The organism is Psychrobacillus sp. FSL K6-2836, from assembly GCF_038003085.1.
Lineage (GTDB): Bacteria > Bacillota > Bacilli > Bacillales_A > Planococcaceae > Psychrobacillus.
On record NZ_JBBOOM010000001.1, the window covers coordinates 4,190,028 to 4,204,552 of the forward strand.

General features: G+C 36.5%; 14 protein-coding genes. 13 read left to right on the forward strand and 1 reads right to left on the reverse strand.

Going from position 1 to position 14,525, the window contains the following annotated elements:
* Positions 1–76 precede the first annotated feature (76 nt).
* Positions 77–1,300, reverse strand: coding sequence for an IS110 family transposase (locus MKY37_RS20395; RefSeq protein WP_277587610.1), 1,224 nt, complete (start codon positions 1,298–1,300; stop codon positions 77–79).
* 933 nt (positions 1,301–2,233) lie between these two features.
* On the opposite strand from MKY37_RS20395, the gene MKY37_RS20400 reads away from it, so the two are divergent.
* From MKY37_RS20400 to MKY37_RS20460, 13 genes are all read left to right on the forward strand, one after another.
* Positions 2,234–2,677, forward strand: coding sequence for a hypothetical protein (locus tag MKY37_RS20400; RefSeq protein WP_340779714.1), 444 nt, complete (start codon positions 2,234–2,236; stop codon positions 2,675–2,677).
* Positions 2,678–3,305: 628 nt separating this feature from the next.
* The gene (locus tag MKY37_RS20405) at positions 3,306–4,100 is read left to right on the forward strand and encodes an alpha/beta fold hydrolase (RefSeq protein ID WP_340779715.1); all 795 of its coding nucleotides are present in this window, start codon (positions 3,306–3,308) and stop codon (positions 4,098–4,100) included.
* 213 nt (positions 4,101–4,313) lie between these two features.
* Positions 4,314–4,835 carry a DUF5412 family protein gene (locus MKY37_RS20410; RefSeq protein ID WP_340779717.1) on the forward strand — a complete coding sequence of 174 codons (522 nt, stop codon included), beginning with the start codon at positions 4,314–4,316 and terminating at the stop codon, positions 4,833–4,835.
* Positions 4,836–4,961: 126 nt separating this feature from the next.
* Positions 4,962–5,183: a cold shock domain-containing protein gene (locus MKY37_RS20415; protein ID WP_340779718.1), complete on the forward strand. Its 222-nt coding sequence runs from the start codon at positions 4,962–4,964 to the stop codon at positions 5,181–5,183.
* A gap of 557 nt (positions 5,184–5,740) precedes the next feature.
* Positions 5,741–6,112: a GntR family transcriptional regulator gene (locus MKY37_RS20420; RefSeq protein ID WP_340779719.1), complete on the forward strand. Its 372-nt coding sequence runs from the start codon at positions 5,741–5,743 to the stop codon at positions 6,110–6,112.
* Positions 6,113–6,117: 5 nt separating this feature from the next.
* Complete coding sequence (locus MKY37_RS20425; protein ID WP_340779721.1) at positions 6,118–6,984, forward strand: ABC transporter ATP-binding protein; 867 nt, start codon at positions 6,118–6,120, stop codon at positions 6,982–6,984.
* The gene (locus MKY37_RS20430) at positions 6,977–7,582 is read left to right on the forward strand and encodes an ABC-2 transporter permease (RefSeq protein ID WP_340779722.1); all 606 of its coding nucleotides are present in this window, start codon (positions 6,977–6,979) and stop codon (positions 7,580–7,582) included. The genes MKY37_RS20425 and MKY37_RS20430 overlap by 8 nt, the downstream gene beginning before the upstream one ends.
* Positions 7,583–8,106: 524 nt before the next feature.
* A complete protein-coding gene (locus tag MKY37_RS20435; RefSeq protein ID WP_340779723.1) occupies positions 8,107–9,102 on the forward strand; it encodes a glutaminase in 996 nt (331 codons plus the stop codon).
* 428 nt (positions 9,103–9,530) lie between these two features.
* Complete coding sequence (locus MKY37_RS20440; protein WP_340779725.1) at positions 9,531–9,863, forward strand: metal-sensitive transcriptional regulator; 333 nt, start codon at positions 9,531–9,533, stop codon at positions 9,861–9,863.
* Between the two features lie 106 nt (positions 9,864–9,969).
* Positions 9,970–10,176 carry a copper chaperone CopZ gene (copZ, locus tag MKY37_RS20445; protein ID WP_340779726.1) on the forward strand — a complete coding sequence of 69 codons (207 nt, stop codon included), beginning with the start codon at positions 9,970–9,972 and terminating at the stop codon, positions 10,174–10,176.
* Between the two features lie 244 nt (positions 10,177–10,420).
* Positions 10,421–12,838 (forward strand): heavy metal translocating P-type ATPase, encoded by a 2,418-nt coding sequence (locus MKY37_RS20450; protein ID WP_340779727.1) that lies wholly within the window; start codon positions 10,421–10,423, stop codon positions 12,836–12,838.
* A 257-nt stretch (positions 12,839–13,095) separates the two neighbouring features.
* Positions 13,096–13,767 carry a hypothetical protein gene (locus tag MKY37_RS20455; RefSeq protein ID WP_340779729.1) on the forward strand — a complete coding sequence of 224 codons (672 nt, stop codon included), beginning with the start codon at positions 13,096–13,098 and terminating at the stop codon, positions 13,765–13,767.
* Positions 13,768–13,823: 56 nt separating this feature from the next.
* Positions 13,824–14,444: a nitrite reductase gene (locus tag MKY37_RS20460; protein ID WP_340779731.1), complete on the forward strand. Its 621-nt coding sequence runs from the start codon at positions 13,824–13,826 to the stop codon at positions 14,442–14,444.
* Positions 14,445–14,525 lie beyond the last annotated feature (81 nt).

The window sequence follows — 14,525 nt, forward strand, 5'->3', positions numbered from 1 at the left end:
CAATACGAAATCTGACGCAGCTCAATAATTTTTTAAAAAAGTGCAGCGCCTATAGCAGAATTAAATTGTGAGTGGATTAGGAGGCATTTGGTTCAGTGATTGTAACGTTGTAACCTAAGTTTTCAAGTCTTCGGACAGAATATCGTACAATTGATTGTTCTTTTTGTTTGTCAAAGTAATCTTCCCCTAAGTCTACGTACATTTCTTTGCGAGTTAGGAGATAATAGCTGATTCTTAAAATGGCATGAGCCACTGATATCCCGGCACGCTTTTTACCCTTTCTTGATGCAGTGCGCCTATACAAGGCTCCCAAGTAGGTTTTGGATCCTCTAACAGAATGAGCCGCTTCAATTAATGCCGATTTCAAGTACTTGTTTCCTTTTTTCATGTTGGTTGATTTCCTCTTGCCCGCACTTTCATTATGTCCAGGTACTAATCCTGCCCAGGAACATAAGTGCGCTGAACTGGGAAATTGCTTCTCCACATCTGTACCGACTTCGGCTAAGATTTGTTCAGCCATTCGAGTGGCGATGCCAGGAATGGAATCCAATCGTTCTATATCTTCTTGATGGGATGATAACCTAGTAGCCACCTCTTCGTTTAATAGCTCAATCTGCTCAGTTAGAAATTCTATATGGACCAGAATGGTTTTCAACATGAGACGTTGATGTGGATTGATATACCCTCGAAGAGCTAGTTCTAGTTCACTCTTTTTCTTCTTCATTGATCGGCGGGCAAAGCTGGCTAATTTCTCAGGATCATTTTCGCCATCGGCGATAGCACGAAGCATATCAAGCGACGAAACACCCATGATGTCGGAGACAACGGAACCGAGTTTGATATTCGCTCCTTCTAAAACCTTTTGAATCCGATTATGTTGTCTCGCACGCTCTTCAATAATACTTCGACGGTAACGAACTAACTCTCGCAATTCCCGCTGATTTCGGTCTGGAATAAAACTTGCTTTAAGTAGACCATGACGAAGAAGTTTGGCAATCCATTCTGCATCCTTTACATCGGTCTTGCGACCTGGTACTGCTTTCATATGTTGAGCGTTCACTACTAAAAACTCAATGCTCTCGGCTTCAAGCAAGTTAACAATAGGCTTCCAAAATACACCTGTGCTTTCCATTGCTACGTGAGTACAACCATGCTCCTTAATCCAGTCAATTAACTGTAATAGAAATACAGTTTTAGTGGAGAACGTTTGAATCTCCTTTCCTTTTGGCGTAATAATACAAGCAGTAATGGAATCCTTATGGACATCCATCCCACAAGCACGTTCAATGATTACTTCCATGGTAATCATCCTTTCTACGGCAAATAGTATTGGAGGCTGGTGCAATAACCAGAGTAGGATTAATCTCCCATGAGTGCTTCCCGTAAGGGAGCGACAGTCTGTGATGCACCGTGGTCGTTGGAGTCAGACTAACGGATGGGCTCTATGGCACCATAGTTCATCGACCTTCCTCTCCCAGCCGTAGTATCCTATACCCGGGTTTTCACATTTTCATTCTCTGTGGTGTAGCGCTGTTTTTGCGCTACATGGGTGGCTAACGGGTGCTTTACTTCAAGATGGAGTGAAGCACTTTTCTTATTGAACTAACGCGGCAGTTTAGTTGAAGAAGGGATTTTAATGGAAATCATAGAATAGGTTACCTAATGAAGGAGGCGATAACTTGTTTTTATATCATATGTTCATTGAAAATGATAGTGACCCAAGTATAAGTCCACAAAGGGTTTTAAAAGAAGGATTAAATCATAAGACGGCAACCAAATGGTATTCTCCCATGAAAATTAAAAAATGCTCAAAATCTATAAAATTGCATAACAAAAGAGACTCAGAATAAGTTTTTTTTAAAAAAAGGCTGAGCCTTCAGAACGTTTATATGGAGTTAAATAGTAAATCAGATACCAACTCCATTCATCTTAGAATAAAGGCAGGCTGGTGCAATAACCAGAGTAGGATTAATCTCCCATGAGTGCTACTCGTATAGAGTGCGACAGTCTGTGATGCACCGTGGTCGTTGGAGTCAGACTAACGGAAGGGCTCTAAGGCACCATAGTTCATCGACCTTCTTCGCCAGCCATACTGAACTATACCCGTTCTGTAACAATTTTCATCCTCTGTGGTGCAGCGTTTTTTTTTTTGCTGCATGGGTGGCTAACGAAGCAGGTTTGTTGAGGATAGGTATAGAATTATAGAATTGGATATTGGTATTGGGGTGAGGAAATGAAAAATAAGAAAACTGTTATTGGTATTATTGTAGTTATTATTCTCGGAATAGGTTTGTACTTTTTTAATTCTGAAAAGTTTTATACTGCGGCAGATGTTTTAGAAGCTGTTGATTTTAGTGTAGAAGAACAATCTGTAGAGTTGACAAAGATTGTTATTGAAGTGGATGATGGAAAACTCGTTCCGATTGAGTTAACAGATACAACTCAGAAAAAATTGATAAAGGCTTTTGAAAAATCGAAATTTAAAAAAGACGAATCATTATCTTCCGATAACGATTACTACATGAAAATCACTTTGAACAGAGGTTATTTTATGTATATGGATATTACCGGTAAAAGTATAGCAGTTAAAGACAATAGTGGTGGTTCATACGAAGAATATTTATTTGAAGATGATAAAGGTTTTTTTAGTATTTTAGAGGAATTAGTAACAGAATAAATGAATTCTGGATTAGTATTCTAATTCAACTCCCATGAAAATTAAAAAATGCTCAAAATCTATAAAATTGCATAACAAAAGAGACTCAGAATAAGTTTTTTTTAAAAAAAGGCTGAGCCTTCAGAACGTTTATATGGAGTTAAATAGTAAATCAGATACCAACTCCATTCATCTTAGAATAAAGGCAGGCTGGTGCAATAACCAGAGTAGGATTAATCTCCCATGAGTGCTACTCGTATAGAGTGCGACAGTCTGTGATGCACCGTGGTCGTTGGAGTCAGACTAACGGAAGGGCTCTAAGGCACCATAGTTCATCGACCTTCTTCGCCAGCCATACTGAACTATACCCGTTCTGTAACAATTTTCATCCTCTGTGGTGCAGCGTTTTTTTTTTTGCTGCATGGGTGGCTAACGGGGTGTTTTAGTAAAATATGGCCATCATTTCGATGGTCTATTTTTATGACCAATATATTAAGTTGATCTCAGATATCATTTTGTGAAATGTTACACTTAAACTAAAGAAGCAGTTTAGTTGAACAAGGTAGTTTGTTAAAATTGTAATATATGTATGGGAGGATTAAATGTCCAGGTCGATACATCTGGTTTACAGGGAAAGGGGAACAAATATATGTCGATTTATCATAAAGTAATTGGAGAAGGATATCCCATCGTTATGTTGCATGGTTGGACACTTGACCATCAAGTGATGTTACATGCAATGGAACCATTATTCGAGAAACGAAGCGGTTGGAAGAGAATATACATAGACTTACCGGGTATGGGGCATTCCGACTCACAACCATCAATTCAGAACTCTGATGATATTTTAGAAGCGATATTGCGTCTTTTGGACGAGATTATCCCTGGTCAGCCTTTTATTATTTGTGGTAATTCATATGGCGGGTACATTGCCAGAGGCATAGTCCGTTCAAGGCAGGACACAGTTCGTGGATTACTGCTGATGGCACCAATGACTATACCTGAATTCGATGAAAGGATAGTACCACAGCAGACCGTTCTAAAAAGAGACAGCAACTTGATATCACATTTGTCACCAGAGGATGCTGATGAATTTTGCTCCATGGGAGTAGTACAAGGTCAAACTGAATGGGAGAGGTTTCGATATGAAATTTTACTTCCTTCTAAACGAACAAATTATGAATTCATAAACAACATTCGTCAAAATGGATATGGCTTTACCTTCGATATTTCGTCTAAACTTGAGTATCCCACGCTAATTATCACAGGGCGTCAAGACAATGTAGTCGGATACCACGATGCGTGGCGACTAATTGAAGATTACCCAAGGGCAACTTTTGCAGTGCTTGATATGGCTGGTCACAATCTACAAATCGAACAAACCAATGTATTTAACTCATTAGTTCATAACTGGTTAAATAGACTTGAGTCGGAAAATTTTTAACTGGTATGACTGTTCATAAATTTGGGTTCTTGTTGCACTAACGGGTGCTTTAGTAAAATACGGCCATCATTTCGATGGTCTATTTTTATGTCCTAAACATTAAGTTGTTCTCAGATATGCATTGTGAAATGTTACACTTAAACTATAGCGGCAGGTTAGTTCAATAAGAATGTTTTTGGGGAACACCCAAAATACTAATCGGGAGGTAATTTATTGGAAAGAAAATATAATCTATGGTCATTCATTTTATGTTTCTTTGTAGTAATGCTTGCATTACAAGCTTTATATGCGTCATTTAAAGGAACTTGGCAAGTGGCACCACCTACTTTGACTTTATTGTTACTCACCGTTATTACTTTCTTTACGGGTATTGTTGGATTTAAAGACAAAAGTAGTAGGCGAGCGAGATGGAGAAGTTGGCTGACGGTGCTAATTGCATTACCCCTTTCGGCAATTTTTCTATTAGGGGTAGCGGTTAATACATTTGCGAGAGAACCCCTTGAAACAGCACACTCACCTGACTCTAAAATCATCATCGACTTTTACACATTAAACGGTGGTGCGACTACTTCCATTAGTGTAACAGGAATTGTAAATGGTCCCCTTTGGTTTAAAAAGAGGATTTATTACCAAGACCCAATGCACAAGGTTGATGTGGAATGGACCAATAACCATATCGTCACAATTAACAATCATACATTGAACTTAAATAAAGGGGAAACCTTTTCGAATTAGTAATTCTTTTTACTAACGGGTGCTTTACTTCAAGAAGGAGTAAAGCCTTTTTTCTTATTGAACTAAAGAAGCAGTTTAGTTGAAGAAGATAATGTTTTCAACTTATGAAAATTGGAGGGCTTTATCATGAGATATAACATTAAAGGAATATGTAAAAATTATCATAGAGATGAGGGGTGGGGCTGGATTTCAATTGATGGAGAGGATGACGTATGGGTACATTTCAGTAGTATTCAAATGGATGGGTTTAAATCACTTACCAAAGGTGAGGCAGTATTGTTTGACCTTGAAGAAAACTCAAATTTAAAAGAACAATCACGTCGAGCTGTAAATGTTAAGAAATCCTAAATAAGTTCATCTAAAGTGGTGCTGTACTGCCAGGTTCATGAATATGAAAATGTCTATTTTAAGAGTACTGTAAATAAAGTTTGTAATGATTGTTCTTAAATTAATCTAAGTTAGTACAAATAGAATTTCAATAATAATCAAATATAATATTATCCTTTAAATCTAATAAGAGCATATTTTGATAAATTTTTATCAAAATATGCTCTTTCTAATTGTTATTTCAAAGCTGATAGGGCTGATTCAATTAAATAGTTAGAAATGAATAATATAACATCTTTTAGATAGCTGAAACTTTATTGTAAATATGCTTGTTTAGGCTTCTGTTCTATTGTTTATGGCTGGTTTATATAAAATTTTCTTTAGTTTCAAATAAATTGGTTGCACGAATGTTTCGCGTGTGTATATAATGTGACTATAGTATATATACATTATATAAGGATGTGAGAAATTATTTGGAAATTGGTCTTCGATGATAATTCACGTTATTGTTATACTAGCAAACTATACAGGGTATTATTTCAAGTGTGTTTTCAAAAAAGTAAAGAAGAGGTATTGGCATGCAAATAACTATTTCCAACAGTTCAAAGGAACCGATTTATGAACAAATTACGAGTCAAATTAAATCGTCTATTTTAGCAGGTGAACTACAGGAGGGGGAAGCAATACCTTCCATGCGTAACCTCGCAAAGGAACTGCAAATTAGTGTGATAACGACGAAGCGTGCCTATGAGGAATTGGAGAAGGCAGGCTTTATCTACTCCATTGTCGGAAAGGGTTCTTTTGTTGCAGAGCAAAATTTAGAGGTTATAAGAGAAAAGAAGCTGAAGGTTATTGAGGAGCAACTGAGTGCGGTCATAACTAATAGCAGAGAAATTGGCCTGTCATTTGATGAACTGCAGCTGTTATTAAAGATTTTATATGAGGAGTGATAAGAATGGAGAATGTGGTTGAATTTAAAAATGTAACGAAAAAATTTAAAGGTTTTTCCCTTGAAAATATTGATTTACAAGTGAAGCAAGGTTTTATAACGGGGTTCATTGGAGCGAATGGTGCTGGTAAGACGACAACGATAAAAATGATGATGAATTTATTAAGACCAGATGTTGGGGAAATTAAGCTCTTCGGATTGGATTACATGAAACATGAGAAGGCAATAAAAGAGCGTATTGGGTTTGTATACGATAGCAATGTTTTTTTTGAAGGGCTGAACTTAAAAGATATAAAACGCATTGTAGCACCGTCTTACAGAAACTGGGACGATACATTATTTTATCGATATGTTGAAAAATTCGAATTACCACTTAATAAAGCAATAAAAACTTTCTCGAAAGGGATGCAAATGAAAGCGTCATTGGTGATAGCACTATCACATCATGCAGAGCTGATCATTATGGACGAACCTACAGCAGGCTTAGACCCCATTTTTAGACGAGAGCTGTTGAATCTTTTACAGGAATTAATGATTGATGGAAATCGTACCATTTTCTTTTCTACACATATTACAACTGATTTAGACCGTATCGCAGATTATATAGCTTTTACTCAGAGTGGGAAATTAGTATTTAATCAGTCTATTCACGACGTAGTTGAAAACTATGCCCTCGTCAAAGGGAGATTGGATCTTCTAGATAGAGACACTGAAAAGGCATTTATTAATGTTCATCGTGCAACAACAGGATTTGAAGCATTAACGGATAATATTAAAGTAGTGAAAAATATCTTCGGGGACACAGTTGCCATTGATCACGCCTCTCTGGAAGATATAATGTTTTACTCGAAAGAAGGTATACACCATGTTTAATTTAATCAGACGTGATGTCATACTACAGAAAAAGCAACTAATACTCTTTATTCCTTTTATTGTATTCTTTATCATTATGGAAGCAAATCCAACTTTGATTTTTATCATTGCCAGCCTTATTATTCCATTTAACGCATATGTTTATGATGAAAAAGTAGAGACAAACATATTATTAAATTCCTTACCTTACACTCGTACGGAAATTATAACATCACGCTATCTTGGTGCTATTATTTATATGGTTTTAGCAATCATGGTAACAAGTCTAACATTGTTTGCTTTCAATAAACCTTTTACGATGAATGATATTGCGATTAGTTGTTGCTTATTCTTATTATTTGCTGCGTTTACCTTTCCATTATTTTATATATTTAAACCAAGCTATATTTTTCCGGTCATAATTATTAGCTTTCTCCTTTTAGCAGGGATAGGACCGAATATTGTGTTGTTTTTATCTGAACATTTAAATGCAATAACCGATTTTATTTTTAATTTATCCGTCCCTGTTTTATATACAGGAGCAACACTTGGTATCATTGTAGTCTATGTTATTTCTTGGGGGATTACCAATATCATTTACCAACGAAAAGCGTTCTAAGTGGATTAATTGTACATGCTAAAAGATCAAGAGATACATTTAGAAATAATCTTATTCAAGAAAAGAAGCTTTAGTGAAAGTAGTATAAATTAATTTTGAGACTGAGATTATGTTCTAATTATTCAACAATCGGACACGATTGTTGAATAAGCGTCTCGATTCTTCTTAAATTAACGGGTGCTTTAGCAAAATATGGCCATCATTTCGATGGTCTATTTTTATATCCAAAAAATTAAGTTGATCTCAGATATGAATTGTGAAATGTTACACTTAAACTAACGGTGCAGGTTAGTTCAATAAGAGATTTTATTTAGAAGCAGAACTGGAGAATATATTTGCATCCTTATAATATGAAAAAGAAGCATTCTATTGTATCGACTACTATTTCTATAAATCGAATTTATACCTTCCCTTTATAAAATAAATGCATTTAGATTTTTTGGTTTTTTTGTGGTATATATGTATCTAGTTACTATTCCATTTAAGCCACTATTGTGCACTAGATACCGAAAGGAAGAAAAGATATGGAAGTTGGACAGCAAAGTACACAAATTAGATTTGATAATCATGAACATTTCCACAAAATACAAACATGGGTACAAGATAGCAGACCTTATGCGAACTTAGGGAAATGTGCAAACTATATACCAGCTTTAGAAAGAGCGAATCCTTCACAGCTAGGTATTTGTATCATTGGTTCAAATGGTACGATGGTAAAGACAGGTGATTTTGATACCGCTTTTACCTTACAAAGTATATCGAAGGTAATTGGCTTTATAGCTGCATGTATAGATTATGGTATTTCTTATGTGTTAGAAAGGGTGGACGTCGAACCAACCGGGGATGCTTTTAACTCGATTATTCGTCTAGAAGTTCATAAACCTGGAAGACCTTTCAATCCGATGATAAATGCTGGAGCAATCACTGTTGCATCATTACTAGGTGGACGAAATCCTGTTGAAAAAGTAGAATCTATATGCCTATTAATAGAAAGAATCGTAGGGAGACGTCCAACTATCAATGAGGAAGTGTTTCATTCTGAGTGGCAAACGGCTCATCGAAATCGAGCTTTAGCTTACTATTTAAAAGAGATGGGATTCTTAGATTGTTCTGTAGAAGAAGCTATAGAGGTATACTTAAAGCAATGTTCAATTGAAGTAACTACAGAAGATGTAGCCATGATTGGCTTAGTCCTTGCAAATGACGGATATCATCCTATCCGTAAGGAGCAAATCTTCTCTAAGGAAGTGGCCAGATTAACAAAAGCGTTGATGGTAACATGTGGTATGTACAATGCTTCCGGTAAATTTGCTGCATCTGTAGGTATTCCTGCAAAAAGTGGTGTATCGGGAGGAATATTGGCAGCAATTCCTCCGCGAGGTAGATCCGATGATTCCCCATTTATGGATGGCTGTGGAATAGGGATTTATGGTCCTGCCATTGATGAATTTGGAAATAGTGTTGCAGGTGTTATGCTGTTACAGCAAATCTCTAGAGAATGGGATTTTAATATTTTTTAAATGTGTGTGCTATCACAACAATGGAATAACAAATCCAACAAAAGAAAATTACGCTAATTGTTAACTTATTCTTCAACTAACGGGTGCTGGTTTAGTTGAATATTCGATTTCCGAAATGATTAATCTTATTACAAAAAGCCCTATACAGAAATAAAAAATAGCCCCTACTTTGATCGATATTTGTTCAAAATAGGGGCTATAATTTTCTTTAAGAATCATCATCTATAGCTGCGTTTTAATCAACCTTTGTTCCAAGTCAACATAAAACTCTGTAGTATATTTGGTCCTTTGTGGACAATGGTTTTCTCTACTTAATACGTGAGTTGAAAATAGTAAACATTATTTGGTTGTATTAAAAAATAAATTCTTTCACTTTACATACCTAACTAGGGTATGGTAAGATGATGTCAAGTTAGGAGGTTGAGCAAATGGAAAACTTAGTGGAAGAGCTATCTGGCCATACAGAGGTTGTTACATCTTGTCGAAAAAGTCATCACCCAGAGCGTGTGAAAAAGGATTTAACAACAAGATTAAATCGGATTGAAGGGCAAATTCGAGGTATAAAAGGAATGATAGACAAAGATGTTTACTGTGACGATGTAATCACACAACTGTCTGCGACACAATCTGCTTTAAACAGTGTAGCTAAAATCCTTTTGGAAGGTCATCTAAAAGGTTGTGTGGTAGATCGCCTTTCAGAAGGTGATGAAGAGGTATTGGACGAATTAGTTGTGACGATTCAGAAGCTAATGAAAAAATAATAACGATATGATTCGCTAAAAATATAAAATATTTTTTTAACTTATATATACCCCTATATCGTATGATAGGGTAGATGAAAAATTCAATCAGAGGAGAGAAATAAACATGAAAAATATAACATTAGAGGTACAGGGAATGTCATGTGGTCACTGTGTAAATGCTATTGAAGGAAGCGTTGGCCAATTAGCAGGTGTAGAACAAGTAAATGTAAACTTAGCGGATGCTCAAGTAAATGTAGTATTCAATGAAGAAAAAGTATCACTTGATAAAATTAATGAAACAATTGAAGATAAAGGTTATGAGATAGTATAAAGAGAAACTTCAATCAGTGGGGATTCTTCATCCCACACTGATTGTTGGCCTAAACCATTCGGGCGTTTACGGGCAGTTATTTGCCGCTTATGCTCTATTGCTTAGGTCAATGTCAATCTTTGAGGTGGGAGTATTACCACCCGTTAATGTTTATACGGGATAAAATGGAGTGAGTGCTTCAATAGTACTCTCCTTATTTTCAAAAATATATACCCCTAGTTGGTATGAAAGAGGTGGAAGTAACATGAGTACAGAAGTCAAAGAGGCTAATTTGCAAATTACGGGGATGACATGTGCAGCGTGTGCGATACGTATTGAAAAAGGGTTAAATAAAATGGATGGTGTCGAACAAGCAAATGTCAATTTAGCACTTGAAAAATCATCGATTAAATATGACCCGTCCAAACTGAGTGAAGCCGATTTTGAAAAGAAAATCGAAGCACTTGGCTACGGCGTAGTAAAACAAAAAGCAGAGTTTGATATTACAGGTATGACGTGTGCAGCATGTTCTACTCGTATTGAAAAAGGGCTAAATAAAATAGAAGGTGTTGCATTGGCGAACGTCAATTTAGCGCTAGAAAAAGCTACAATCGAGTATAATCCATCAGAGGTAACAATAGCAGACATTATTGCAAAGGTAGAGAAGCTTGGTTACGGTGCTCATCAAAAGCAAGAGAATACAAAACAATTAGACCACCGTGAAAAGGCTATTAAAGATCAGAAACGTAAATTCATTATTTCGGCTATTTTATCGTTACCATTGTTATGGACGATGGTAGGACATTTTTCCTTTACCTCATTTTTATATGTACCTGACTTCTTCATGAATCCATGGGTACAACTGATTTTGGCCACACCAGTACAATTTTTTATCGGGAAGCAGTTTTATGTCGGTGCTTACAAATCATTACGAAATGGCAGTGCGAATATGGATGTACTGGTTGTCATGGGTACTTCCGCAGCCTACTTTTATAGTGTGTATCAGGCAATTATTACAGCTGGGACAAATCACAGCCCACACTTATACTTTGAAACAAGTGCAGTATTAATAACACTTATTATTTTGGGTAAGTTATTTGAGGCAAAAGCTAAAGGTCGTTCATCTGAAGCGATAAAAAAATTAATGGGACTTCAAGCAAAAACAGCAATCGTTTTACGTGAAGGTATTGAAAAGGAAATACCATTAGAAGAAGTAGTAATTGGAGATACAATCTTAGTTAAGCCAGGTGAAAAAATTCCTGTTGATGGAGAAGTAATTGAAGGAATGTCAGCTGTTGATGAATCCATGTTAACAGGCGAAAGTTTACCAGTGGATAAAAAAAATGGCGACGTTTTATACGGTTCAACCATTAACAAAAATGGTTTTATCAAAATGACAGCGACAAAAGTAGGTCGTGACACAGCGTTAGCACAAATCATAAAAGTAGTAGAAGATGCACAGGGGTCAAAAGCACCGATTCAACGTATGGCAGACCAAATTTCAGGTATTTTTGTACCGATTGTAATAGGGATTGCTTTTGTTGCCTTCCTTGTTTGGATTTTATGGGTACAACCAGGTGAATTTACACCAGCACTTGAAGTGTTAATTACAATACTCGTGATTGCGTGTCCATGTGCTCTAGGTCTGGCTACACCAACGTCCATTATGGCGGGTTCTGGTCGTGCAGCTGAGTTTGGTATTTTGTTTAAAGGTGGCGAGCACTTAGAACAGACACAAAGTATTGATACAGTGGTTGTTGATAAAACAGGTACTGTTACACATGGTAAACCTGTGTTAACAGATGTTGTGCTAGTGTCCGGTCAAGATGAAGCGAAATTCTTATCCTTAATCGGCGCTGCAGAGAAACAATCGGAACACCCATTAGCACAAGCAATCGTTGAAGGGATTCAAGATAAAGGCATCGAGCTTGGTAAAGTTCAATTTTTCGAAGCAATCCCAGGTTATGGCGTGCAGGCAACCGTTTCAGGTCAAGCTGTTGTCATAGGTACTCGCAAACTCATGCAACAATATGGCATAGAAATACAGACAGTGCTTCCAACGATGGAAAAATTAGAAAGCAATGGTAAAACAACGATGTTAGCTGCCATTAATGGACAATATGCAGGGCTAGTTGCTGTAGCTGATACTATCAAAGACACATCGGCGGAAGCCGTTCGTCGTTTACAAAAAATGGGTATTAAGGTCATCATGATGACTGGTGATAATGAACGAACAGCACAAGCTATCGGGAAAGAAGTGGGCGTTGACGCAGTCATTGCTGAAGTACTTCCTGAAGGAAAAGCTGAAGAAGTGAAGAAACTGCAGGCTGCAGGTAAAAAAGTAGCGATGGTCGGTGACGGTATTAATGATGCTCCTGCTCTTGCAACAGCCAATATCGGGATGGCGATTGGTACAGGTACTGACGTAGCGATGGAAGCAGCTGATGTGACACTGATCCGTGGAGATTTAAACAGCATTGCAGATGCAATCTTAATGAGTCGTAAAACAATGCGCAACATTAAACAAAACCTGTTCTGGGCATTTGGCTACAATACACTTGGTATTCCAATTGCGGCAATGGGATTACTTGCACCTTGGGTTGCAGGCGCAGCGATGGCATTTAGTTCTGTGTCCGTCGTATTGAACGCTTTACGTTTACAAAGAGTGAAATTAGATAAGTAAGAATAACTGTAACCTATAGAGTGAACTATGTTCTAAACTGTTTACTCTATAGATTACTTATACTTATTTAGTTCGAATATACCTAACTGTGGTATGGTAATTTATGTGAATAAGAAATAATGAGGTAATTTAAAAGACAACTAAAACACTTAACGTAAAACATATGTCTTACGGATATTGCGAGAATTCTATCGTAAAAAGTGTAGGAAAATTGAACGGTGTTGAAATGGTAAAAGTAAATGGAGGAGGAAGAGAGAATGGATTATAGTAAACATGATCATCACCATGACCATAGGATCGAATCTGATGTCAGAACACATGTGACATACAATAATGGTAAGATTTTGATTAAATTGGAAGACAATAAAGGAATCCCACCTGAACTTACCATACAGCATGAAAAAGAGATGCATTTCATCATTGTCTCTAATGATTTAGAGGAGTATTATCATTTGCATCCCGTGGAGGAACAAAAAGGATACTATGCTGTAAATCTTCCTTTAAATAATGGTACCTATCAAGCGTTCATTGACATTGTGCCAAAAAATAAGGCGTACCAAATTACACCCAATAGTTTACAGATTGGAACAGCTAAAACTAGTAAAGTTAAGCTTGAAGAAGATACCTGGACGAAAGAGCATAATGGGAAGACAGTCACTTTATCTTCAGTGGACGCAATTGTCGGGGAAGAAGTATCATTGACTTTTGATACACATGGGGAGAAACCAGATCCATATTTAGGCGCCTTAGGTCATGTGATTATTGTAGATGAGGATGTAAAGCAGCATATTCATGTCCATCCTGCCTCAGAAGATACAACTACCTTTAATGCGCATTTTTCTAAACCGGGTATGTACAAAATCTGGGCAGAATTTAAGTTTGGCGATAATGTAAATGTCTATCCTTTTATCCTAAAAGTGAAAAAGTAGACAAACTCATACTATTCCTTACAAAGAATACGATTTAGAAAAAGGTGGAAATGAATATGCATAACGATGTTAAAAAAATTAAAGTCGCGATAAATGGCGGAATAGGGTTTGGAGCAAAGTTGAATGTAAAACAACTTATGACAATCTCCAAATATATGAATGAAGGTGATCAACTTGAATTAACCACATTTCAACAACTCTATATAGAAATTCCAGAGAATAGAAAAGAAGAAATCATAGATGAATTTGAACTTGTTGGGTTGGCGTGTTATCCAGTAGGAAACTACGTAAAGAGTTTAAGAACTTGCAATTTTTGTAAGGGAGAAGAAGAGGAGGGAATGCCAGTAGCAAAAGAGTTAAATAGACGATTTGCTGGAAAACCTGTACCGTTCACTCTAAAGTTTGCTTATACAGGTTGCCCAATTGGCTGCGGTGAACCAATGTTAAGTGATATAGGAGTAATGAAATTTAAAGATAATTACAATTTATATGTTGGAGGAAAAGCAAAAGGAAAAGACGCCGAGATTGGATTCTTACTGAAGGAGAACTTAACACCAGAAGAATTGTACGATACCGTAGATAAGGTAATTGTTACCTATTCACAAATGGGCAAAAAACGTGAGACATTTTTTAAATTCTGGAAGAGGATTGGTAAGGACCAATTGATAAGCAAATGAAATTGCTTTATTCGTTATGGATTAATAAATAGGTAAGGGAAAATAATTCATCTTTTCCTAGACGGTCCATTATTTTAGATC

What these genes read in the sequence shown, in the direction of transcription:
- MKY37_RS20395 (WP_277587610.1), bottom strand. Translation starts at nt 1,300, where the DNA reads ATGGAAGTAATCATTGAACGTGCTTGTGGGATGGATGTCCATAAGGAT.
- MKY37_RS20400 (WP_340779714.1), top strand. Translation starts at nt 2,234, where the DNA reads ATGAAAAATAAGAAAACTGTTATTGGTATTATTGTAGTTATTATTCTC.
- MKY37_RS20405 (WP_340779715.1), top strand. Translation starts at nt 3,306, where the DNA reads ATGTCGATTTATCATAAAGTAATTGGAGAAGGATATCCCATCGTTATG.
- MKY37_RS20415 (WP_340779718.1), top strand. Translation starts at nt 4,962, where the DNA reads ATGAGATATAACATTAAAGGAATATGTAAAAATTATCATAGAGATGAG.
- MKY37_RS20420 (WP_340779719.1), top strand. Translation starts at nt 5,741, where the DNA reads ATGCAAATAACTATTTCCAACAGTTCAAAGGAACCGATTTATGAACAA.
- MKY37_RS20425 (WP_340779721.1), top strand. Translation starts at nt 6,118, where the DNA reads ATGGAGAATGTGGTTGAATTTAAAAATGTAACGAAAAAATTTAAAGGT.
- MKY37_RS20430 (WP_340779722.1), top strand. Translation starts at nt 6,977, where the DNA reads ATGTTTAATTTAATCAGACGTGATGTCATACTACAGAAAAAGCAACTA.
- MKY37_RS20435 (WP_340779723.1), top strand. Translation starts at nt 8,107, where the DNA reads ATGGAAGTTGGACAGCAAAGTACACAAATTAGATTTGATAATCATGAA.
- MKY37_RS20440 (WP_340779725.1), top strand. Translation starts at nt 9,531, where the DNA reads ATGGAAAACTTAGTGGAAGAGCTATCTGGCCATACAGAGGTTGTTACA.
- copZ (WP_340779726.1), top strand. Translation starts at nt 9,970, where the DNA reads ATGAAAAATATAACATTAGAGGTACAGGGAATGTCATGTGGTCACTGT.
- MKY37_RS20450 (WP_340779727.1), top strand. Translation starts at nt 10,421, where the DNA reads ATGAGTACAGAAGTCAAAGAGGCTAATTTGCAAATTACGGGGATGACA.
- MKY37_RS20455 (WP_340779729.1), top strand. Translation starts at nt 13,096, where the DNA reads ATGGATTATAGTAAACATGATCATCACCATGACCATAGGATCGAATCT.
- MKY37_RS20460 (WP_340779731.1), top strand. Translation starts at nt 13,824, where the DNA reads ATGCATAACGATGTTAAAAAAATTAAAGTCGCGATAAATGGCGGAATA.